At 56.6% G+C, this 22,801-nt stretch carries 21 protein-coding genes and 2 tRNA genes; 11 read left to right on the top strand and 12 right to left on the bottom strand.

Features of this window, described 5'->3' with window-relative positions; translation table 11 throughout:
• Positions 1–3 precede the first annotated feature (3 nt).
• From RUM8411_RS06350 to RUM8411_RS06360, 3 genes are all read right to left on the bottom strand, one after another.
• The gene (locus RUM8411_RS06350) at positions 4–405 is read right to left on the bottom strand and encodes a hypothetical protein (RefSeq protein ID WP_085821841.1); all 402 of its coding nucleotides are present in this window, start codon (positions 403–405) and stop codon (positions 4–6) included.
• Positions 406–483: 78 nt separating this feature from the next.
• Positions 484–1,032, bottom strand: a complete 549-nt coding sequence (locus RUM8411_RS06355; RefSeq protein ID WP_143534838.1) for a DUF4166 domain-containing protein — start codon at positions 1,030–1,032, stop codon at positions 484–486.
• Complete coding sequence (locus tag RUM8411_RS06360; protein ID WP_234995142.1) at positions 1,033–1,470, bottom strand: thiol-disulfide oxidoreductase DCC family protein; 438 nt, start codon at positions 1,468–1,470, stop codon at positions 1,033–1,035.
• A 358-nt stretch (positions 1,471–1,828) separates the two neighbouring features.
• On the opposite strand from RUM8411_RS06360, the gene RUM8411_RS06370 reads away from it, so the two are divergent.
• A complete protein-coding gene (locus tag RUM8411_RS06370; RefSeq protein WP_085821845.1) occupies positions 1,829–2,848 on the top strand; it encodes a helix-turn-helix domain-containing protein in 1,020 nt (339 codons plus the stop codon).
• A gap of 185 nt (positions 2,849–3,033) precedes the next feature.
• Here RUM8411_RS06370 and rpoD read toward each other — a convergent pair whose 3' ends face one another.
• The 4 genes from rpoD to RUM8411_RS06390 all read right to left on the bottom strand — a co-directional run bounded on the left by rpoD (position 3,034) and on the right by RUM8411_RS06390 (position 9,034).
• The gene (gene rpoD / locus RUM8411_RS06375; protein WP_085821846.1) at positions 3,034–5,025 is read right to left on the bottom strand and encodes an RNA polymerase sigma factor RpoD; all 1,992 of its coding nucleotides are present in this window, start codon (positions 5,023–5,025) and stop codon (positions 3,034–3,036) included.
• Positions 5,026–5,139: 114 nt separating this feature from the next.
• Positions 5,140–7,089, bottom strand: coding sequence for a DNA primase (dnaG, locus tag RUM8411_RS06380; protein ID WP_085821847.1), 1,950 nt, complete (start codon positions 7,087–7,089; stop codon positions 5,140–5,142).
• Between the two features lie 80 nt (positions 7,090–7,169).
• Positions 7,170–7,466, bottom strand: a complete 297-nt coding sequence (locus tag RUM8411_RS06385; protein WP_085821848.1) for a hypothetical protein — start codon at positions 7,464–7,466, stop codon at positions 7,170–7,172.
• A 137-nt stretch (positions 7,467–7,603) separates the two neighbouring features.
• Positions 7,604–9,034, bottom strand: a complete 1,431-nt coding sequence (locus RUM8411_RS06390; protein ID WP_085821849.1) for a Glu/Leu/Phe/Val family dehydrogenase — start codon at positions 9,032–9,034, stop codon at positions 7,604–7,606.
• A gap of 381 nt (positions 9,035–9,415) precedes the next feature.
• On the opposite strand from RUM8411_RS06390, the gene RUM8411_RS06395 reads away from it, so the two are divergent.
• The 3 genes from RUM8411_RS06395 to RUM8411_RS06405 are packed head-to-tail and all read left to right on the top strand — an operon-like array spanning position 9,416 to position 12,090.
• Positions 9,416–10,972 carry a TadE/TadG family type IV pilus assembly protein gene (locus tag RUM8411_RS06395; protein WP_234995143.1) on the top strand — a complete coding sequence of 519 codons (1,557 nt, stop codon included), beginning with the start codon at positions 9,416–9,418 and terminating at the stop codon, positions 10,970–10,972.
• Entirely contained in the window at positions 10,969–11,499 is a 531-nt protein-coding gene (locus RUM8411_RS06400) for a TadE/TadG family type IV pilus assembly protein (RefSeq protein ID WP_085821851.1), read from the top strand. Before RUM8411_RS06395 ends, RUM8411_RS06400 begins: the two co-directional genes overlap by 4 nt.
• A gap of 3 nt (positions 11,500–11,502) precedes the next feature.
• The gene (locus RUM8411_RS06405; protein ID WP_085821852.1) at positions 11,503–12,090 is read left to right on the top strand and encodes a TadE/TadG family type IV pilus assembly protein; all 588 of its coding nucleotides are present in this window, start codon (positions 11,503–11,505) and stop codon (positions 12,088–12,090) included.
• Here RUM8411_RS06405 and RUM8411_RS06410 read toward each other — a convergent pair.
• Positions 12,077–12,547, bottom strand: coding sequence for a hypothetical protein (locus tag RUM8411_RS06410; RefSeq protein WP_085821853.1), 471 nt, complete (start codon positions 12,545–12,547; stop codon positions 12,077–12,079). The two genes, RUM8411_RS06405 and RUM8411_RS06410, sit on opposite strands and share 14 nt — an antisense overlap.
• Before the next feature lie 158 nt (positions 12,548–12,705).
• On the opposite strand from RUM8411_RS06410, the gene RUM8411_RS06415 reads away from it, so the two are divergent.
• Positions 12,706–13,617, top strand: coding sequence for a pirin family protein (locus RUM8411_RS06415; protein WP_085821854.1), 912 nt, complete (start codon positions 12,706–12,708; stop codon positions 13,615–13,617).
• A 20-nt stretch (positions 13,618–13,637) separates the two neighbouring features.
• On the opposite strand, the gene RUM8411_RS06420 is transcribed toward RUM8411_RS06415, so the two are convergent.
• Positions 13,638–14,225: a TetR/AcrR family transcriptional regulator gene (locus RUM8411_RS06420; RefSeq protein ID WP_085821855.1), complete on the bottom strand. Its 588-nt coding sequence runs from the start codon at positions 14,223–14,225 to the stop codon at positions 13,638–13,640.
• A gap of 98 nt (positions 14,226–14,323) precedes the next feature.
• On the opposite strand from RUM8411_RS06420, the gene RUM8411_RS06425 reads away from it, so the two are divergent.
• From RUM8411_RS06425 to RUM8411_RS06450, 6 genes are all read left to right on the top strand, one after another.
• A complete protein-coding gene (locus RUM8411_RS06425; protein ID WP_085822019.1) occupies positions 14,324–14,572 on the top strand; it encodes a hypothetical protein in 249 nt (82 codons plus the stop codon).
• Positions 14,573–14,700: 128 nt separating this feature from the next.
• Entirely contained in the window at positions 14,701–15,987 is a 1,287-nt protein-coding gene (locus RUM8411_RS06430; protein WP_085821856.1) for a homoserine dehydrogenase, read from the top strand.
• Between the two features lie 69 nt (positions 15,988–16,056).
• A complete protein-coding gene (gene glpX / locus RUM8411_RS06435) occupies positions 16,057–17,040 on the top strand; it encodes a class II fructose-bisphosphatase (RefSeq protein WP_085821857.1) in 984 nt (327 codons plus the stop codon).
• A gap of 92 nt (positions 17,041–17,132) precedes the next feature.
• Positions 17,133–18,875 (top strand): single-stranded-DNA-specific exonuclease RecJ, encoded by a 1,743-nt coding sequence (recJ, locus tag RUM8411_RS06440; protein ID WP_085821858.1) that lies wholly within the window; start codon positions 17,133–17,135, stop codon positions 18,873–18,875.
• A gap of 99 nt (positions 18,876–18,974) precedes the next feature.
• A tRNA-Glu gene (locus RUM8411_RS06445) sits at positions 18,975–19,049 on the top strand.
• 71 nt (positions 19,050–19,120) lie between these two features.
• Positions 19,121–19,195, top strand: a tRNA-Glu gene (locus RUM8411_RS06450).
• Positions 19,196–19,229: 34 nt separating this feature from the next.
• On the opposite strand, the gene RUM8411_RS06455 is transcribed toward RUM8411_RS06450, so the two are convergent.
• The 3 genes from RUM8411_RS06455 to RUM8411_RS06465 form a co-directional block, all read right to left on the bottom strand.
• A complete protein-coding gene (locus RUM8411_RS06455; protein ID WP_085821859.1) occupies positions 19,230–20,093 on the bottom strand; it encodes a hypothetical protein in 864 nt (287 codons plus the stop codon).
• Positions 20,094–20,270: 177 nt separating this feature from the next.
• A complete protein-coding gene (locus tag RUM8411_RS06460; protein WP_085821860.1) occupies positions 20,271–22,112 on the bottom strand; it encodes a V-type ATP synthase subunit A in 1,842 nt (613 codons plus the stop codon).
• On the bottom strand, positions 22,109–22,801 hold the full coding sequence (locus tag RUM8411_RS06465) for a hypothetical protein (protein ID WP_085821861.1): 693 nt from the start codon (positions 22,799–22,801) through the stop codon (positions 22,109–22,111). The genes RUM8411_RS06460 and RUM8411_RS06465 overlap by 4 nt, the downstream gene beginning before the upstream one ends.

Raw genomic sequence — 22,801 nt, forward strand, 5'->3', positions numbered from 1 at the left:
CGTTCAGTTGTCGAAAAGCGGACGGCGATTGCACAGGCCATTGGCGCTTTGAACCGACCGGCTTTGGCCCGGGATGAACCCAACAGAGTTCGACATGACGTTCAGATCAACGCCTTCTGGCGGCGTGATCGAAAACTGCACGGCCGTTCTGCGGCCTGTCGCTTCGCTGGGGCCATAGCCGCGCACAACATAAATTGGCTGCTGCCAACCCGCACCCAGTGATCTGCGTGCAAAGTCGGCGGCGGCACACCAATAACCATCCGCGTCCGTGCGTCCACGCGGGATCACTTCAAATATTGAACTGTTCACCGCAACCGTCTGATATCCGAGACGGCCGTTAAACGCCGACGCCGGAGTGCCCAGCACAAGGGCAGCAAATACTGCGTAAGATAATATCTTTTCCATAAGCATACTCTTTCCTGTTTCGAGGTAAGTATTGACTTAGTTTACAATGAAAGCCGGCAAAGCCGGTTCACGATGATTTCAGTCACAGTGCCCTTCGGCGTGAACAGGCGTCAACCAGCCGCGATACCGGATCAACCGGCCCAGCATTGGCACCTCGGCCGATACGTCAAACCAGAAATGACCGTCTTCGCCCTGCCATTCAGCGGTTGAAGATCGCGGCAACAGGAACGCAGGGCATGGCAGGCCCAGCACGCTCAGGCGACGGATGTGGATTAATATGCGCCCATCTGACACCTCTGGCTTTAGCCACAACGTCACCCAACCCAGTTTTTCACGAATAGACCCGGTTTCGTGATCATGGATCAGTCGCGAGCACGTGGTGTGTCCGTTGAAATCCCGCTGCCAGGTCCATTCGTGCCCGTTCCGCTCGATCCTGACCTGCACTGGGATATCTTCGGCGTTTAGGGGAAAGCGTCCAAGTCGCAACATCAGGTCGATCAGCAGGCCCCGTCCCCTGCGGACATCGCAGCGCCCCGAATATAGACCTGTATTGCCGTGTAGTCGGCGAACAGCCATTGGCAGCTCACTATCCTCTGGCAAGGCCTGCAGAAAGGGATCAGGTTGCACTTAAAACCCCTCGGGCAAGAACCGGGACCGCAAACTGGTTTCCGGGATCAAACAAGCCTCGGTACGGCCGAATATCTTATACCTGTTCCGGGCGATGGCGTAGTATAGGGGATCTTTGACCGGGCCAGGCAGGAACCTGCAAAGCGACAGAACAGGCCAGACCCCCGGCAAAGCACGCATGGCTGCAGCAAAGGCATCAAGCCGCTGGTGAGTTACGCCATCCACAACCACCAGATTTTTTTCGAAATTATCCGTCGGCAAACCAAGTTCTGCGTACAACCTCTGTCCCAATGGCGATTGCGCCGTGGCAAACCTGAATCGCTGCGCCGTGTCCTGCGCCACCATAAACCTGAAGAAGCCGGAACACAGAACGCATTCTCCATCAAATACGATCAGGTCGCCACTATCCGGCATTGCGGCACTTGTTTGGTTCGGCATCAAAACTGCGCCCAGTTGTTCCCTTGCCGCGCACCCTTTCATCGCGCCCCAATTCAGGCAATGCGACAAGTGGCCATTTGGTCAGATGCACAAAATAGATAACATGCCGGGGAGCCACCGGTGTCTTTGTGGCAAAACTCCGTGGCTCTGGCCCCATCCCCATAAGGCACTAACCCGACAACGCGCTGAAACTATTCGATCCCGCGCATCTGGTCTTGTGCGCATCAGCCAAAAGTGTTCGATTTCTTGTCAAACGTCGCCGCCGAGTTTTATAACCAAACGTAATCCGGAACCAACCGATTGATCGCAAGCACCCGCAATCACGTGCAAATCCATTGAGAATGCAGTAGAAAAAGCCATGGAAGTTCATATCTCCCGCATCCAATTGCTAACCAGATCTCTGGACCAACAGGCGGAAACTCCGGATACGGCAGACCGCATCCTTGATAAATGCGGACTGGACCGGGCAGCAATTGCGGCTTCGGACACGACGTACACGGCCACTCAGGAGGCGCTGTTCGTGCGATATGCCTGCGATGCGCTGGGGGATATCACCTTTGCTGCGCAGGCCGGGATGCAGTTCACTTCATCCTCCAGCCTGACCGCTTACATCAGCAAATACTCGCGCGATCTGAGGCAGGTCATTGAGAACACGTCGCGGTTTCATGGGATGATTGATCCCGCGATTTTCTTCAGCCTGCGCCATGCCGGAAATTTCGCCACGATTGAGGCCGACTGGAAGGATGCCAGCTATGCCCGGTATCATCGGCGCACCGAGTTTCTGATGTTCGCGGGGCTGGCCCGCATGCGCAGCCTGACCCAATCGAATTTCTATCCGATTGAAATACGCTTTCAGCACGAGGTCGGTGAAAACAGCAAACAGTTTCAGAAACTGGCTGGTTTTCCGGTTGTTTTCGGCGCTGAGCGGTTGGAGTTTGTGCTGGCCCTATCCTCACTGGATATACCGGTTCCCACCTACGATTCGAACCTGCGCGAGCATCTTCTGGAATACGGTGAACGCGTGATGGCTGAGCGGCGCTCACCCAAGCAACGGTTGCGCGCCCAGGTCGAAGGGCTCATTACCCGTTCATTGCCCGGCGCGATCATTCAGGCCGAAGACGTCGCGGCCAATCTGGGCATGAGCCCCCGCACCTTTGCACGTCGTCTCAAGGATGAAGGGGCAAGCTATCGCGATATTGTCGATGACCTTAGATGCGATCTGGCCCAGACTTTTATCACCAACGGCATGCCACTTTCCGAGATCGCGTTTTCCTTGGGTTATGCTGATCAACCTGCGTTTTCGACGGCGTTCAAACGTTGGACTGGTCTGGCACCCAGTTCGTTCCGAAGCCGTTTGGATTTTCCGGTCAAAACCTGAATCCAGTGGCCGGGGGTCATCAGCGGCGACGCCTCGCCCCGGCCTGTCCCATGAGTGGACACTGGAGATATAGAAAGGCGCACAGGCCGCGACTTGTGAGTTCTCGCCAATTTGATCGTACCGGCAGACAACGTGAACCGCGCGTAGCCAAAAAAAAGGCGCCTCGGTTGAGGCGCCTTCGGGGGTTACTGATCCAGGAAGGATCGTAACTTACGCGACCGGCTGGGATGTTTCAGCTTGCGCAGCGCTTTCGCTTCGATCTGGCGGATCCGTTCGCGGGTCACGCTGAACTGTTGTCCAACCTCTTCCAGCGTGTGGTCAGTGTTCATGCCGATGCCAAAGCGCATCCGCAGAACGCGTTCTTCCCGCGGGGTAAGCGAGGCCAGAACCCGAGTGGTGGTTTCCTTGAGGTTTTCCTGAATGGCGCTGTCCAATGGCAGCACCGCATTCTTGTCCTCAATGAAATCGCCAAGCTGGCTGTCTTCCTCGTCGCCGATGGGCGTCTCCAATGAGATCGGCTCTTTGGCGATTTTCATCACCTTGCGCACCTTCTCGAGCGGCATCTGCAGCTTTTCGGCCAGTTCTTCCGGCGTCGGCTCGCGGCCGATCTCGTGCAGCATCTGACGTCCGGTACGAACCAGCTTGTTGATCGTCTCGATCATGTGGACCGGAATACGGATCGTGCGGGCCTGATCTGCGATGGACCGCGTGATCGCCTGACGAATCCACCAGGTTGCATAGGTCGAGAACTTATAGCCACGGCGGTATTCGAACTTGTCCACCGCCTTCATCAAGCCGATGTTACCTTCCTGAATAAGATCAAGGAATTGCAGGCCGCGGTTCGTGTATTTTTTGGCGATCGAGATCACCAGGCGCAGGTTCGCTTCGACCATTTCCTTCTTGGCCTGACGCGCTTCTTTCTCACCCTTCTGGACCTGCTGGACGATGCGGCGGAATTCGGAAATATCCAGACCGACATATTGACCGACCTGCGCCATGTCGTTGCGCAGTTCTTCAACCTTGTCGGTCGACCGTTCGATGAACATCTGCCACCCACGACCAGGCTTTTCGGCCATCTCAGCCATCCAGTTCGGGTCCAGTTCGCGGCCCCGATAGGCGTCGATGAATTCGCGGCGGTTGATGCGGGCCTGATCGGCCAGCTTTACCATTGAACTGTCCAGGGACATGATCCGCCGGTTGATGCCATAGAGCTGGTCAATCAACGCTTCGATCCGGTTGTTATGCAGGTGAAGCCCGTTCACCAGCTCAACAATCTCTGCCCGCAGTTTTTGGTAGGTCGCCTCGTCCGTTTCACTGAACGAACCGTCTTCGTTCAGAGTCGCCGAAATCCGACTGTCCTGCATCTCGGACAACATCGAGAAATCAGTTGAGATCCGCTCCAACGTCGTCAGAACCTGATCCTTCAGCGCTGCTTCCATAGCAGCCAGAGACATGTTGGCCTGTTCGTCTTCGTCATCATCATCGTCGCTGGCAATCGGGTTGCCGTCCGCGTCCAATTCTGGACCCGTTTCCTCTTTGGCCGGCTTGGCTGCTTGCACAGCTGACGTGTCGACGACCGGCTCTTCGACATCGCCGTCTTCGTCAAGCTGGTTGCCAAAAGTGGTCTCCAGATCAATAACGTCGCGCAGCAGAATGTCTTCTGAAAGCAATTCGTCATGCCAGATCGTGATCGCCTGGAATGTCAGCGGGCTTTCGCACAAGCCCAAGATCATCGTGTTCCGACCCGCCTCGATCCGCTTTGCAATGGCAATCTCGCCTTCGCGGCTCAACAGCTCAACGCTGCCCATCTCGCGCAGATACATGCGGACGGGGTCATCCGTGCGGTCCAGCTTTTCGGTTGCCGCACCTGACAGCGCCACCTCACGGTTGCTGTCAGTCGTCACCAGTTCGGTCGAGCCTTTGTTCTCTTCCTCTTCGGCCTCTTCATCTTCGATGATGTTGATGCCCATTTCGGACAGCATCGACATAACATCTTCGATTTGTTCCGAACTGACCTGATCAGGTGGCAAAACCTGATTAAGCTGGTCGTAGGTGATGTAACCTTTCTCGCGGGCCTCGGCGATCATCTTCTTGACGTTGGCCTGACTCATGTCCAGCGAGATTTCCTGTTCCTGCTCGTCGGATTTGCGGTCTTCGTTCGTATCCTTGGCGGCCATTCAATGCTCCTGCAGGGATGGGTGATTCGTATGAACCGAATCATTAGCGCGTGAAAGTGATTCGGCCACCCGTTTACCCGTTTTTCTTTTCCAGTGCCTTACGAAAACACCACTTTAGCGCTGTTTTCGTTCGAAATTGATACCTGACGTGATTGCCTTGAACGCATCTTTCTCGTCGCGGTTGATTCGCGCGCCGTTGTCGGCAATGTCGAAAACAGCCCTGTCCTCGTTCTGGCTGCGGCTTGTGCGGTTACGCTCTTCGGCGGCCTGGGCCAGCCGGTATGTCAGCGCCTCATCGGCCAGATCGGACAGTTCCTCTGCGGCTTCGGCAATCTCAGCATCCAATCCCCGGAGCGCTTTGATCTTTGCGAGTTCTTCGGCCAGCGTCATCTCGGCCTTTTCAACGTCGCCTGGTTTGGACACACTAGGGATTACTGCGACATGGCGAAGGGCCAGCAGGTTTTCAAGGGCCTGCGGCCCCAAATTTTCGGCGATATGATCCTTCAGGCTGTCGGGGTCGTCTATGGCGTGGCGAAGAATGGCGTGGCGCAGCGATGCGTGATCGGGATCGCGGCACTCCATCTCCTCCAACTGGTGTTCGAACTGAACGACGACCTGCGGGTTCAGGGCGGCGATGGCCAAAATGGCAGCTTCACGCAGCTGAATCTCGGCATTCTCGGAAGAGGCCAGAAACGAGGCCCGAGCCCCGGGCGACGCCGGCTGCGGCTGAGGTTTCCACTTTCCGCGCGGTTGCCAGGACCGGTTTTGCTGTTGCCGCTGTGGGCGGAACAACTGCCAGCGCAGGTCTTTGATCTCTTGCCCGTAATGCGACCGGATCGACGGATCCCGGATCAGCTTGATCTTGTCGCGCAGAGTTTTGTCCAGCGCCGCCTTACGCTCGGGGCTGTCAAATACTTTGCCCTCGGTTTCGCGCTGCCACAGCAGTTTGACCATCGGAATAGCGCCATCCAGAACCGATTGCACAGCGCCTGCCCCTTCTGCCCTTAGCAGATCATCGGGGTCTTTCCCCTCGGGCATCAGGGCAAACCGTAGGGATTTCCCGGCCTCAAGCAACGGCAGCGCCAGATCGACCGCACGCATCGCCGCGCGCAGGCCCGCCGTGTCGCCGTCCAGTGCAATGATCGGCTCATCCGAGATGCGCCACAGCAGTTGCAGCTGATGTTCGGTGATCGCAGTCCCCAATGGGGCGACAGACGCACCAAACCCGGCTTCGCCCAGCGCGATCACGTCCATATAGCCTTCGGCCACGATCAGCGGTTGCCCCTTACCCGCTGCCTGACGAGCAGGGCCGTGGTTATAAAGGCTGCGGCCCTTATCGAACAAATCGGTCTCGGGCGAATTCAGGTATTTCGCGTTGTCATTTGGGTCCATCGCCCGGCCACCAAAGGCGATACACCGGCCACGCGGGTCACGGATCGGGAACATGATCCGGTTGCGGAACGTGTCGTACGGCTTTTTGCCCTTGTTCGATGGTTTAGCCAGCCCTGCGCCCAGGATCAGATCCTCTGCCACGTTCTTGCCGCGCAGATGATCCCACAGACCTTGCCAGCCTTCCGGCACAAAACCGATCTCCCACCGATCGAGCGCCTGGTCGTCCAACCCGCGGCGTTTCAAGTAATCGCGGGCCTCGGTCCCTGCCCCGGTCTTGAGTTGCAGGCGAAAGAACTGCACCGCCTGCTCCATCACCTCGGCCAGCTGCGACCGGTGATCCTGTTTTTCCTGCGCTTTGGGGTCCCGAGCGGGCATCGGCAGCCCGGCCTCGCGCGCCAGAATCTCAACCGCTTCGATGAAAGAGACATTTTCGGTCTCTTTCACAAAGCTGATCGCATCACCTTTGGCCTGACATCCAAAGCAGTAATAGAACCCTTTTTGGTCATCCACATGGAACGAGGCCGTCTTTTCATGATGAAATGGGCACGGCGCCCACATGTCGCCCTTGCCCTGGTTGGATTTGCGCGCATCCCACATGACTTTGCGCCCAACAACCTGAGACAGGCTGAGCCGGGTGCGCAATTCATCCAGAAATCCAGGGGGCAGTGACATGCATCAAACCTGACAGAAACGGAAACGCGCGCCAAGGGGATGACGCGCGTTTGTCCACAGAGAAATGAGGTCGCTGTGGATTATTGCTGCAGGCAAAGCTCCAACCACGCGGCGCCCAGGTCTTTTTTGCGTACGTCGCGCATTTTTTGCTCATAGACCCAAGGGGTGATCAGCGGCACAGCTGCATTATAGTTCTCTGGCCATGTGGGGGACGTGTCAGCAACGGCCTGCGGCACGTTGCGTTCCTTGACACGATCCAGTCGTGCTTTTTGAATCGCCGCAACGACATCCGCCTGATGCTGGCAGCTTTGTTTTTTGGTTTCTTCGGCAGCCAGAGGTGTGGCCAAAACAATGGCCGCGATGGCGATACGCAACATGGGGGTCTCCCGGATTCGTTTCTGTCGCGGCAGCTTACCCAGATGACAACTGGCCTGCCATCTTACTTTTCATCGCATGGGATCAATTGGTACCGCGGGCAAGCAGGCCGTAACCTGCCTGCCCGCAAGGCCATGGGTTAAAGCCCCTTGGCGCGATAGCTTTTCGAGACCCGGTCGACGGCCACTATATAAGCTGCGGTTCGCAGGTCTTCGACATCATCCCGGCTGTGCCAAACCTCGCGCATTGCCTGATATGCAATACGCATGGTGTCATCGAGGCCAGAGCGCACCAGCTCAAGCTCGTCCGCACCCCTAAGGTATTTAGCCTTGAAGTCCGGCGACATTGACCATGCATCCCCCAGGTAACGGTCCAGCCGCTCCAACTCGCTGACGATCAACTCGTGGCGCGCCTCTTCCTGACGGCGTTGCATACGGCCAAAGCGGATGTGGCTCAGGTTCTTGACCCACTCGAAGTAAGACACTGTCACGCCGCCCGCATTTGCATACATGTCGGGAATGATTACAGTGCCCTTCTTGCGCAGGACCTCATCCGCACCTGCCGTGACAGGTCCGTTTGCCGCCTCGATGATCAAAGGTGCCTTGATCCGGTCCGCGTTGGTCAGATTGATGACACCCTCAAGCGCCGCCGGAACAAGAATTTCACATTCCTGCTCCATCACCGTAGCGCCTTCGGCCGTGTGAGTGGCGTCAGGATAGTCTTTGACGCCGCCATGTTTCACGATCCACTGGCGCACCGATTCAACGTCGATCCCGTCGGGATTGTACAATGCGCCATCCCATTCGATGATTCCCACAATCCGCGATCCGTCTTCCTCGCTCAGGAATTTGGCCGCGTGGTATCCCACATTGCCCAGCCCCTGTACGATCACGCGCTTGCCATCCAGTTTTCCTGACAGACCCGCCTTTTTGACATCCTCGGGGTGCCGGAAAAACTCGCGCAGAGCGTATTGGATGCCCCGGCCAGTCGCTTCGACCCGTCCGGCGATGCCACCCGCATTCAGCGGCTTGCCGGTAACGCAGGCCCGCGCGTTGATATCCGTCGTGTTCATTCGCGCGTATTGGTCGGCCATCCAGGCCATCTCACGTTCGCCCGTGCCCATATCCGGGGCAGGTACGTTCTGAGACGGGTTGATCAGGTCACGCTTGGCCAGCTCATAAGCGAAACGACGGGTGATCTGTTCCAGCTCATGCTCTTCATATTTGCGAGGATCAATACACAGCCCCCCTTTTGAGCCGCCAAAAGGTGTTTCGACCAGCGCGCATTTGTAAGTCATCAGCGCTGCCAGCGCCTCAACCTCGTCCTGGTTCACTGCAAGGGCATATCGAATACCCCCTTTGACCGGCTCCATATGCTCGGAATGAACGGATCGATATCCTGTGAATGTGTGGATCTCTCCACGTAGGCGAACGCCGAACCGCACCGTGTAGGTGGCGTTGCAGACCCGGATTTTTTCTTCCAGCCCCGGGGGCAGATCCATCAGAGACGCCGCTCTGTTGAACATGAGATCTACACTCTCGCGAAAGCTGGGTTCTTTTATGGCCGTCATTTAATCCTCCGTGCCAGCGAACGACTTGCGTCCTGACGTTTTGTCGCACCCAATGAGTAAACGATCAATAATTATGCAGAAATAAAAGCGCAAAAGTCGCAGAAAACTTTCCGGCGGCAGCTGAGTCGCCATATTTCGGGCTTACCTTCGCTATTGTAGCGGAAACAGGGACAGACGGGTCAAAGACCGTAAAATTATCCTTCAAATACCAGCAAAGACACCGGAACCAGGGCTATATCGCCCAATTCCCGCCACGATTCGGCGTTAATTTCCTAGTGTTAACTTTTCCTTAGCAGTGTTGGATGTCTGCTCAGCGAGGTCACCAGGATGGTAAGGCGCGTATTAAAGAACGGTACGAAGAAAATTAAAGACAGTGTATCCATGTCCCGACGGTTCACAAAGAGCGAAGACGGGAATTTTACGATATTCGTCTTAATGGGGTTCCTGGTAATCTTTGCCACGACCGGTATCGGCGTCGACATCATGAATTTCGAACGCGACAGGGCGAACCTCCAGTCCACACTGGACCGTGCTGTTCTTGCGGCAGCTGACCTTGATCAGAAACTGCCACCTCGCGACGTAGTGGAAGCCTATCTCGACAAGGCCGGGCTCAGCGACAAGCTGGACACGATTACCGTTCAGGAAAGACTGGGATCCAGGATTGTTTCGGCAACGGCCGTAGTTGTTGTCGATACTCACTTCATGAGCTTTGCCGGAGTTCCCGAGTTGACGGCCAATGCGGCAAGCACCGCGGAAGAGTCTATAGGCTTCATCGAAATTTCGATGGTTCTGGATATGTCCGGCTCAATGAGCCGCGCTTCGGCAACGCCTGGGGTTTCCAAGATTGCGACTTTGCGTGAAGCGGCGAAAGAATTTGTAACGGACATGCTGGATAAGACGGAAGAAGACACAATTTCGATTTCCATTATTCCATACGCAACTCAGGTCAACGCTGGTGCAAACATTCTGGACAAGTTTGACAACGTTTCTTCCGAACACAATTATTCCCATTGCGTGAACTTCACTTCCAGCCAGTTCAACAGCGCTGCGCTGAGCCCGTCGACCGTTCTGCAAAGAACCGGCCATTTTGACGTTTTCACAAATTCGGAAAACCCAATCTCGGCCCCTGTTTGTCCGGTACGTTCAGGTAGTGAGATCACGGCATTGACCGACGATATTGATGATCTGCATGATCAAATCGACGCGTTGACGCCGAACGGAAACACGTCGATCGATATTGGTATGAAATGGGGTTCGGCAATGTTAGATCCTCAATTCCGCACCATTACCAGCGAATTGGCTACAGAAGGCATTGTTCCCAACAAATTCAACGACCGCCCTCTCTCGTATGAAGAGGACGTGCTGAAGGTGGTCATCGTGATGACCGATGGGCAGAATACTTCGCAGTACCGTCTTGAATCCGAGTATCGTGATGGCATGTCGAATGTTTGGTTCAACCCGGACTTTGTCCGCAACAATGGTAAGCAAGGCGAATATAGCGTACGCGTGTCCACCAATCCTGATCGCTTTTTCTGGACCCAGCAGAACCAGTATGCCAACCACGCTTACGGCGACAACGAGCCTGGTGAGGCAACCCGCCTTACTTATCCTCAACTGTACAACCGGGCATCCGTGTACTGGAATGCCGTCAACAACTACTATTTCGAAAGCAACTACGTTCAGAATTGGTATCGTGACGTGTACAGAAGCACAGGTTCCGGAACCAAGAACTCGCGCACCTCGAATATTTGCGGTGCAGCCAAAGACAAAGGCATGATCGTCTATGGTATCGCCTTTGAAGCCCCACAAAGCGGTCTGAACACAATCGTTGATTGCGCAAGCTCGATCAGCCATGTCTACGACGTCGACGGTGACGAACTTGAAGACGCTTTCGAATCCATCGCGTCCTCGATCAAAAAGCTGAGGTTGACGCAATGATCCGCAAACTCCTGGGTAAAGTGGTGCGTTTTAAGCGCAAGGAAAACGGCGCGGTGACCGTGGAGTTCGTGATCATTTTCCCGGTGTTCATGTTCTTTATCCTCAGCGCAATGGAATACTCACTGGTGACCATGCAGCAGGCGATGCTGGAGCATTCAGTGGACCGGACGGTGCGTGATATTCGCCTGGGTACGGGCGCTAACCCCACTCATGATGAGATCAAAGCTTCGATCTGTGAAAAGGCGGCAGTGATCAGGGACTGCTCATCTAATCTACAACTGGAAATGATCATCCAAGACGCGTTTGTAGGTGTGAACCTGCCTGCCGAGGCTGACTGCACAGACAATTCCGAAGAAGTAAAACCGGTTCGTGAATTCAGCAATGGTGCATCAAACGAACTGATGATCTTGCGCGCCTGTGCAAGAGTCGACCCCGTTTTTCCAACTTCGGCAATGGGGCGCGCTTTGGTTGATGAGACCGGTCAGATCGCACTAACTTCGACAACTGCCTTCGTTCAGGAGCCATAAAACATGCGATTGTTTTCAAGAATCCGCCGGCGCTTGGGCTCGTTTTCGCGTAATGAACGCGGGATGATGACCGTGGACGCTGTCATAATCTTTCCGATGTTGGTTTGGACCATAACCGGCGCCTTCACCTTTTTCGACGGATTTCGTCAAAGCGCCTCTAATCTAAAGGCCGCCTACACTGTTGGTGACTTGATTTCGCGTGAAACACAACAGATTACAGATACTTACATCGAGTCATTGCATGAACTCATGCAGCGGATGGTGAGCAATAACAGCGAACTGAAATTGCGTGTAACGCTGGTTGTGTTTGATGAGGATGATGATCGCCACTACGTTCGGTGGTCGACACAGTGCGGATACGGTGCAATCTGGACCAACGCCAACATTGGAAACATGCGCGACAATCTTCCGCCCATGCCCAATCAGGATACTTTGATTATTGTCGAGACATCAAACGATTACGAACCGGTGTTTGAAACGATCCTGAGTGATGGATGGGTTGCAAGAGACAAAGTCTTTACCAACTTCGTATTCACGCGGCCGCGTTTCACTAACGAAATTGCAGCAGACGTGTCCGTTACGTCCTGCTAGCAATCATTGCAGAGAGAATTTCTGACATAAACTTGTTTTCGGCGGCTGCCGTCATGCCGCCGATTCCAATTCGTCGCCCCAGTCGCCACCACAGGCCAGGCGCCCAGTGATACCTTGCGCTGCTGCGAGTCTTTACGAGAAATCCGTTCGACGGTTTGAACGCAAAGACGCCGCGATCCACGGTCTCAATATCTTCAACATTGGCGATAAGATGCCCTGCCCCGGTTCTGAGCTCGGTTTCGGTCAACTCAATCCACTCGTTGGTCGCGCTCCACATACGATACGCAAGCCAGAACGCAGCAGCCCCAACCACAAGCAGGAACAGCACCCATTGCGGTTCTGGCGGGTTGGCCAGTGCGACAAAGATCGACAGACCACCGACGACACTCAGCATGCCAACACCCAGCCAGCGTCTGGGGCCTGAGGCTTTGATAGTTGCCAGAACTTCCTGTTGCATGCGTATCCCCTGCTTTTTTCAACCGGGTTTAGCGGCTTTGCACCGGGAAAGACAGAGGCGAAAGTGACTGCGGGTTTTCGCACATTCCTCGTTCATTCCTGCGAATTGACGCATCCTGTGCACAGGTTACATCTGACCCATTGCTGCAGGAGGCCACAATGTCCCTAAGACCCACCCTGGAAACCCGGAAATCCGTTCCCACACGTGAAGGCGCAGGCGTTAAACTGCATCGTGCCTTTGGGTTTCAGGACCCGTCCGAGTTGGACCCGTTTTTGCTGTTCGATGATTTCCGGAACGATCAACCGCAGGACTATCAGGCGGGATTTCCATGGCACCCTCATCGCGGCATTGAAACGATCACGTATGTGCTGGCCGGAACGGTTGAGCATTCGGATTCGCTGGGCAATAGCGGGACGTTGGGTGCGGGGGATGTTCAGTGGATGACAGCCGGGTCCGGCATTCTGCATCAGGAGATGCCGAAGGGAAACCTGTCGGGTCAAATGCATGGGTTTCAATTGTGGGGCAATCTTCCGTCAGATCAGAAAATGACAGCGCCCCGATATCAGGATGTCCAAAGCAAAGAGATACCTGAGATCACCGACGACGACGGCACCACAGTGCGCGTGATCGTGGGGCAGTTTTGGGGCAAGACTGGCCCCGTAGACGGTATTGCAGCTGACCCGCAATACCTGGACATCGAGGTTCCGGCTGGGGTTAAAAAGACCTTTCGGATCGACACCTACCGACGCGCCTTTGCCTATGTTTTCCAGGGACAAGCCGCCTTTGCAGATGCATCACAACCCGCTGGCGTTCTTCTTGAGAAGGAAGTGGCCGGGCAAGAGGTCAATATCCGCGACATGTCCGGCGACAGAACCCTTGTGCGCTTTGGCACAGGGGATGAGATCACCGTTCAAGCCGGCCCCGACGGGGTACGGTTCTTGCTGATCTCCGGCGCGCCAATTGATGAGCCGGTGGCGTGGCATGGCCCCATTGTCATGAATACAAGGGCCGAGCTTGAACAAGCCTTCAGCGAGCTGCGAAACGGTACGTTCATTCGCCCCGCACACTAGGCACGTGCCGTACCACTGAATCAGGCCGTCACAGACCGGTGCACCATGTCCCAATACGCCTGTTCGACTTCGTCCAGCGACAACCGTCCGCCTGCCCGATACCAGGTCATCACGCCGTTCAGCATGGCAATCACGGCGAGCGTGGCGATCTTGGTGTCTGCGATGTCAAACGCGCCCGCCGCCTGCCCTTTGCGCAAAATAGCCTCCAGCGCGTTTTCATAGGTCCGGCGCAGCGCCTCAATTTGGGCGAAGTTATCGGACGACAGATTACGCAACTCCATATAGGCGATGAACACTTCGTCCGGGCGCTGCAGGTGAAAGCGTATGTGAAATCCAACAAACTGGCGCAACGCCTCGGCCGCGTCTTCGGTTTGGTCCTGATCTGCGTAGGCTGCAATCAGATCCTGCATATGTTCGTACATCAGACGGAACAGAAGGCTCTGTTTATCCGGCGTGTAATTATAAAGCGCCCCGGCCTGCACACCGACCTCGGCTGCTATCTGGCGCATGGACACCGCCGCATACCCATGGCGTGCGAACAATGCCAACGCCGCTTCGCGGATGCGCGGGCCGGTGATGTCGGAATGAGAACCCTGAGTACGTGCCATGGCCACACCGTATCTGAACGTCTGTTCAGATAGAACCCCGCTTGAACCAAATGGGCAAAAGGTGCATCACGGTTGCAATTGTCCTTGAAAGGTTGCGCATGAAGCCCCTGCCTTTGCTGATCCTGTTTCTTGCCTGTGCGGGATGCACGAATTTCCCCGAACTTGAAGGCCGGGAGCAGCCCGATGTCAAATCCGCGCGCTATCCCAAGCTTATTCCATTGCAGGAAAACCTCGGCCCCCCAATCGACCCTGTGAACGAGGCGGCAGAGGTCGAAGAAGACCTTCTTGCGCGGCGCGAGGCGCTGCAGAAGAAGTCAGAAGAATTGCAAAATGTGGAAATCGACTGACAGCCGGCAAATTCACAGCCCCGTCCTGGACCGCGACGCATTGCACCCCTGGCCCGAACCCGGTAAGGCAGCGCTAAACGGGCGCACAGCCTGAACAACGGGAATTCGAGCGGAAAGGAACCCACGGGATGACACAGGCGCTGCGGCTGGGAATTGCGGGCTTGGGAACCGTAGGTGTGGGTGTCGTGAAAATCGTCCGCCGCCATGCCGATCTGCTGCAGGCGCGCACCGGCCGACCGATAGTGATCACTGCTGTATCAGCACGGGACGCAGCCAAAGATCGCGGCGTGAACCTGTCCGATTACGTCTGGGAAACCGACCCGGTGGCGCTGGCTAAACGCGACGACATCGATGTGTTCGTCGAACTGATGGGCGGTGAAAACGGCCCCGCCAAAGCCTCGGTCGAGGCGGCGCTGGCCAGCGGCAAGGACGTGGTCACAGCGAACAAAGCCTTGCTGGCCATTCACGGTCAGGATCTGGCCGAACAGGCCGAAGCCACCGGTCGTGTCATCCGGTTCGAAGCTGCCGTTGCGGGTGGAATCCCGGTGATCAAATCCCTGACCGAAGGGCTGGCCGGTAACGAGATCACGCGCGTCATGGGCGTGATGAATGGCACCTGTAATTACATCCTGACCCGGATGCAGTCACAGGAGCTAGGTTACAACGCGCTGTTCGAGGAATGTGCGCAGCTGGGATATCTGGAAGCTGACCCCAACCTGGACGTGGGCGGGATCGACGCAGCGCATAAGCTGGCACTACTGTCCTCGATTGCTTTTGGCACCAAACCGAATTTCGACGGAATACAGATCGAGGGCATTCAGCACATCAGCCTGGATGACATTCATCAGGCCGCCGACATGGGTTATCGGATCAAACTGCTGGGCGTGGCGCAAAGATCCGCGCGCGGTCTTGAACAACGCATGCAACCCTGTCTGGTGCCCAGTGCATCCGCCCTGGGTCAGTTGGAAGGCGGCACCAACATGGTCGTGATCGAAGGCGACGCGGTTGATCAGGTTGTCTTGCGCGGTCCCGGCGCGGGCGAAGGCCCAACTGCCAGTGCGGTGATGGGCGATGTATGCGATCTGGCCCGAGGGCTGCAAATCTCGACCTTTGGCCGCCCTGCGACTTCTCTGCAAGAGGCGACCCCGGCTATAACCGGCCTGCCAGCCCCCTATTACCTGCGTCTTGCCCTGTTCGACAAACCCGGAGCGCTGGCCAAAGTGGCTGCAATTCTGGGCGACGCTGGTGTGTCGATCGACAGGATGCGCCAATACGGCCACTCGGAAAGCACCGCGCCTGTTTTGATCGTTACACACAAGACGACACGCGCCACATTGGACGTTGCCCTGGAAGGGTTCCGCGCGACCGATGTGGTTTCCGGCGAACCTGTTGCATTGCGGATTGAAGAGGTTTGACTCTTGCAGCCTGCCCAAGGCGCAGGCTATGCCGAACACAACGCCTTTACTGACCTGAGGATACCCAAGATGAGTGCTGCCAAAACCGATTTCAACGACCGCCTGCTGTCTCTGGGGCTTGCCCGGGTTGCCGAACAGGCCGCTCTTGCGTCTGCCTCGCTGGTTGGGCGTGGTGATGAAAAAGCCGCCGATCAGGCCGCGGTGAATGCCATGCGCGAACAGCTGAACCTGCTGGACATCGCGGGTGTCGTGGTCATCGGTGAGGGCGAGCGTGACGAAGCGCCGATGCTGTTCATTGGCGAAGAGGTTGGCACCGGCAACGGCCCCGGCGTGGATATCGCACTGGATCCGCTGGAAGGCACCACGCTGACCGCCAAGGACATGCCCAACGCGTTGACCGTGATCGCCATGGGCCCCCGCGGTTCAATGCTGCACGCGCCCGACGTCTATATGGACAAGCTGGCTGTTGGGCCGGGTTATCCCGAGGGTGTCGTCAATCTGGACATGACCCCGCGCGAGCGTGTCGAAGCGCTGGCCAAGGCCAAGAACTGCACCCCTGCTGACATCACTGTCTGCATTCTGGAACGTCCTCGTCACGAAGCGATGATTGCCGAAGTGCGCGAAACCGGTGCCTCGATCCGTCTGATCACCGATGGCGACGTAGCTGGTGTCATGCACTGCGCCGAAAGCGAAGTGACCGGCATCGACATGTATATGGGCCAGGGTGGCGCCCCCGAGGGCGTTCTGGCCGCAGCGGCTTTGAAATGCATGGGCGGTCAGATCTATGGTCGGCTGCTGTTCCGCAACGATGACGAACGCGGCCGCGCCGCCAAAGCCGGCATTGCCGATCTGGACCGCGTCTATGACCGCGATGAGATGGTGACGGCGGACGTGATCTTTGCTGCGACCGGCGTCACCGGCGGCTCTCTGCTGCCGCGCATCAAGCGCGAGCCAGGCTGGGTTGAGACAACAACGCTGCTGATGCGTTCGAAAACCGGTTCGGTACGCCGCATGTCCTATCGTACACCGACATGGCCGCACGACGACGCATGACAGCTTGCGCCGATGCCTTCGGCGAGAGTATTTGTCAAAGATGAAGAGGCCGGGTCCGAGAGGGTCCGGCCTTGGCACATAAGAGGCAAGGTATGAGCTTTCTAGGGGTTGAACAGTCATTGTCCGGGCGGCGCTGGGTCGGCCCTACAGCCGACGTGGAACGCGCCACCGAAATGCTGGTGCAACAGGCTGGCCTGCCCCGCGCGGTCTGTCAGGTGCTGGCCCGGCGTGGCGTCCCGGCGATGGAAGCACCGGGGTTTCTGGATCCCAAACTGAAAGAACTGCTGCCAGACCCGCGCTCTATGCGGGATATGGAAACGGCCGCCAAACGATTCCTGGCGGCGGTCAAAGCCCGGCAGAGGATCGCCGTTTTTGCAGATTATGACGTTGATGGCGGCAGCTCGGCCGCCTTGCTGCTGGTCTGGTTGCGGCAGATGGGCTTGAAGGCCACGCTCTATGTCCCTGACAGGATCGACGAAGGATATGGACCTAATGTACCAGCCATGCAGGCTTTGGCTGCAAATCATGACCTGATCATCTGCGTCGATTGCGGCACACTCAGCCACGAACCTATTGCCGCTGCTAAAGACGCCGATGTCATCGTCCTGGATCACCATCTGGGTGGTGAGACATTGCCTGATTGTGTCGCTGTGGTGAACCCGAACCGGCAGGATGAAAGCGGCGACCTGGGTTATCTCTGCGCCGCCGGTGTTGTGTTCCTGATGCTGGTCGAAGCCGGGCGGCAGTTGCGTGAGGCCGGCGCCGAAAGCCCCGACCTGATTTCCCTGCTCGATCTGGTGGCCCTGGCAACCGTCGCCGACGTCGCCCCCCTGATCGGCGCAAACCGGGCACTGGTGAGACAGGGGTTGAAGGTCATGGCCCAAAGGCAAAGGCCGGGTCTGGTGGCACTGTCCGACGTGGCGCGGATGGATGCAGCGCCAAACAGTTATCACCTGGGGTTCCTGCTTGGGCCACGGGTGAATGCAGGTGGCAGGATTGGCCAGGCCGATTTGGGCGCACGCCTGCTCAGCACCGACTCGATAACCGAGGCCGAGGCTCTATCGCAACGGCTGGACGAGCTGAACACCGAGCGTCGCGATATCGAAAACGCGGTCCGCGCAGCCGCGCTGGATCAGGCCGAAGACCGCGGTCTGGACGCGCCCCTGGTTTGGGCAGCGGGTGAAGGCTGGCACCCCGGCGTCGTCGGTATTGTCGCGTCGCGACTGAAGGAAAACGCCAACCGTCCCGCAATTGTCATCGGCTTTGACGGGGATGAGGGCAAAGGATCAGGCCGGTCGATATCCGGCGTCGATTTGGGGGCCTCAATCCAGAAGCTGGCAGCCGAAGGACTGTTGGTCAAAGGCGGCGGCCACAAGATGGCGGCGGGCCTGACCGTGATGCGCGACCAGTTGGAACCAGCGATGGCGCGGCTAAGTGAATTGCTGGCCAAACAGGGCGCGGGTGACGGCGGCCCAGCCGACCTGAAACTGGACGGCACGCTGATGCCGGGTGCGGCCACGGTGGATCTGATCGAAGAGATCGAAAAGGCAGGTCCGTTTGGGGCCAGTGCCCCTGCCCCGCGCTATGCCCTGCCCGATCTGCAGGTTCGGTTTGCAAAACGTGTCGGTGAAACCCATCTGAAACTGTCCCTGTCCGACGGCATGGGCGGTGGATTGGACGCCATCGCCTTTGGGGCCTTTGATGGCCCGATGGGTGACAAGCTGTCCAATCACGGCGGTGCGCGGTTCCATTTTGCCGGGCGGCTTGAGGTCAACACCTGGGGTGGCCGACAGAGCGTGCAGCTGAGGCTTGAGGACGCCGCCGAGGCAAATTGATCGCGGTTTCAGAGCCTCCAAAAAACTTTCACATCCCTGCGTTTTTCGGCTTGCGGGGGTGCTAGGTAAACCGTAAAAGGCCCTCCACAAGCCAGCTGTGGCCCGTTCGTCTATCGGTTAGGACGCCAGGTTTTCAACCTGGAAAGAGGGGTTCGATTCCCCTACGGGCTACCAGCTTGAATTTTCGCCTATTTTCCAATAGGTTAGCTGTGGCTAACCTTGGGATTTCGTAGGTTAGCCAGTGTGGCCCGTTCGTCTATCGGTTAGGACGCCAGGTTTTCAACCTGGAAAGAGGGGTTCGATTCCCCTACGGGCTACCATTTTTTACTTTAAAAACAATAACTTACACTCCAATCACTCCAATTCTGGACCAGCAATGCCATCCGGGAATTGCATTTCAAAAATATCAGTTGTCCGTTTTATGTATTGTCTAATGAATCCAAATGTCTCAGCCGAAATATCTCGTTTTTCCCAAATCTCTTTGCTTCGTTTGGACACGTCATCGACAAGCTGGACGAGCTTGCTTCGATCACTGTCATTAAGTGACAGTTTGGCAAGCAAACTATTCGCCTTAGTACGTATATTTTTGCAGTCGTCACTTTGGTTGAATACTTCTGAGATCATAGAGATTTGGTAACTTGCTAATGCTTGCTCCAGCTCCAGTATCTTGGCAGAGTTTTCTTCGCCAGTTGACGCCTGCTTTAGTGCGGTTATGGCCTTATTGTAGTCCACCATGTACGCGCCTAAAACTTCTGTTAGAGCATTCGTAAAAACAGCCAATAGATCGCGCGATGCCATGCTCAGATATGGCGCTGCAATCTCATTGATAACCTTTTCATCAAAACTCTGAGACTCGAGTTCTTGGATTATTCTCTTGTACATGCCGTGCTCTTCATCCTTGGGCATCCCTCCCCACCTTCCAGAGTAGGCAAGCGAGAATACAGTGTGTCTAGACTGAGCTTCGGTAATCCTCTTTAGTCGCTTCATTAAGTCGTCTGCTTCCGCCAAACGCTTTTGAAGTTTGGCCTGCATCCCAAGTACTTGGATACTCTCCAAATCTGGCAGTATTCGGAAAAGCAACAGGCCGAATGCTATCGCGGCTGCTGTGCCCGCTGAGGCAGTTCTATCAGACCACAAATGCCAAAACATGATTGCAAACGCGGCCATGGACAGAAACGGCAACAGGAACTGTACCCATTTAGGTAAGGGACTTTCCATGGGAGTACTTTCTCTCTTTCATAAGTAAAATGGAAATTATTCCCTACCTATGGCAGGTTAGCCATTTGCATGAAATCTTTTAGGCGCCGATGGGCGCAAATAGGATTTGGTTAGCCATCGTAAGTATATGATTTAAATGGCAATCCATCTTTCCCCTACGGGCTACCTTTTTCTGCATCACAATCCGAACTTTTCGTGGCACAGGCCCTGCACCTGTTCCCAGATGGATTTGAATTCCGGCGTGTTTTCTGCTGCGTAGTGGAAGTTCTTTATCAACCCGGTGAGCTGGGTGAACACGTGCCGCACCTCGGCCTTGTCCGCAAATTCAGCCGTTGACTGCGTGACATCGTAGACCAGTTTAAAGGTCATCTTCTGACGTTCTAACGGTACGGTTGCGTCCACTTTGTCAAAGGCATCCTGCTGCAGATAGACCATATCCACGAACAGGCCTTTTTGTTGGGTGACGAAATCTTCGATCGTGACACCTTCTTCACCGGTCACCTGCATCATCTGGTCGACTTGTTCGCCCTTTTCGATCAACGCCAACAGATCGCGCACCTTATCCGTCCATCCAACCTCGGCGTTCTTGTCATACCAATCGGACAGCTGATCCAGATAGCGTGACCAGCTGAGCATCGGATCAACAGCCGGATAGAACCGTTTGTAGGCGCGTTCCGACGACAGGCCGAGGAAACACTTGACCGTCGACAATGTCGACTGAGTGACCGGTTCGTCAAAGTTGCCGCCCGCCGGTGACACGGTGCCGATCAGGGTCAGGCTGCCCAGATCACCGTCATTGGTTTTCAACGCCCCGGCACGCTCGTACAGGCCCTTGATCGAGCTTTCCAGATAAGCCGGGAACCCTTCTTCGCCCGGAATCTCCTCGAGCTTGCCCGAGGTTTCGCGCATCGCCTGCGCCCAACGGCTGGTGCTGTCAGCGATTAGCAACACGTCATAACCCATCTGGCGGTAATACTCGCCCAGCGTGATGCCGGTGAAGATCGACGCCTCACGCGCGGCAACGGGCATCGAGGAAGTGTTGCAGATGATGATCGTCCGATCCATCAGGCTGCCGCCGGTGGTCGGGTCGGTCATCTTAGGGAATTCAGCAATGGTCTCGACCACCTCGCCCGCGCGTTCACCGCAGGCCACTACGATCACGATATCGACCTTGGCGTTCCGTGCGATCAGGTTCTGCAAAACCGTCTTACCCGCCCCAAAAGGCCCCGGAATACAGGCCGTCCCCCCGCGCGCAATTGGGAAAAACGTATCAATCAGGCGCTGAGAGGTCAGGATCGGCTCGGTCGGGTACAGCCGCTCGGACAGGGCGCGTTTCAGGATGCTTTCCGGCAAAGGGCGTCTCACCGGCCATTTCTGCGACAAGGTCAGTGTATGCTCGCCCCCCTGCGCATCCTCAAGACGCGCGACAATGTCGTGGATCGTGGCGGCGCCCTTTTGGACCCAGACAACCTTGTAGTCGCCAACCCAGTTAAAGGGCAGCATGATCTTGTGGCTAAAATGCCCTTCGGGCACGGTTCCGATACTGTCGCCTGCTGTGACCGTGTCGCCAACCTTGACCGAAGGCGTGAACGACCATTTGGCCTGCGTATCCAATGGTGCCACATCCGCCCCGCGAGGCAGGAACGTCCCGAATTCAGCGGCCACCTTGGGCAGTGGCGATTGCAAACCGTCAAACACCTGCCCCAACAGGCCCGGGCCCAGTTCGACCGACAACAGCTGCCCCGATTGTTCGACCGGATCGCCCACTGCCACGCCATCAGTGCTTTCATAAACCTGTACATCCGCCGTGTCGCCGCGCACGCGCAGAACTTCGGCCTTCAACCGTTCCTGACGCCCGTCCCGACCGGAACGTGTGGGTAGGATAAACACCACCTCATTCTTGACCAACTGACCGGGATGGCCCGCAGCATCCGGGTTGGCCTGAATCTGCACCAGCCCTTCCTGCACCGCGATAACGCGGGCGGTGGCGGTTTGTTTGGCTGAGGTTGGGGCCGTCATGTTCTTGCTCCCTCAAAATCGATTTCCACGGCGCCGGCCATCGCCTGATGCGCCATCTTTTCAAATCGTTTGGCCGCATCCTGCGCATTGCTTTGCGCCCAGCGGTCGAAAATGTTCCAGATCAGCACATAGATCGCCACGGCCTCAAAATCGAACAAATGGCGGGCGGCATGGCGCTTTAGCTGCTTGTGGCTGACCGACAAAAGCAGCCGCTCCAAACCCAGCGGGTCATCTGCGTCCAGCAGTTGTTTGGCTTCTTTGAGCCAGGGCATCACTGTTTCCAACCCAAACCCAGGGTCTGCCCAGTTGGCAGGGATGTGGCGGCTCCATCGGCCCAGGCCGAAGGTCTCAGTTGAGGGCCTGCCGCCCTGTTTGCGCAAACGCAAGGCCGCAACGGCCGTGCGCAGATCCATCCGCGCGGTGAACAACGCGCGCAAGGTTGGTTGAGGGATTTCGCGAACCGCGTCTTTGCAACGCGCGATGGCCTGCGCGTCGGTGACGCCCATGTCATAATCGCTCCAGTTCAGCGCATGTTCCAACACCTTCAGCACGCGCGCGTCTTTTGGTGTCAATGCACTGAGGCGACGATCCAACCTGAGCCGTGACAGGGGCGGCTGTTTTGCGACAAACAAACGTTCTGAACCCGGCAGGCTGCTGATCAAGGCGATATAGGCGTCGGGGTTCGACAT

It is taken from the genome of Ruegeria meonggei (assembly GCF_900172215.1).
Classification (GTDB): Bacteria; Pseudomonadota; Alphaproteobacteria; order Rhodobacterales; family Rhodobacteraceae; genus Ruegeria; species Ruegeria meonggei.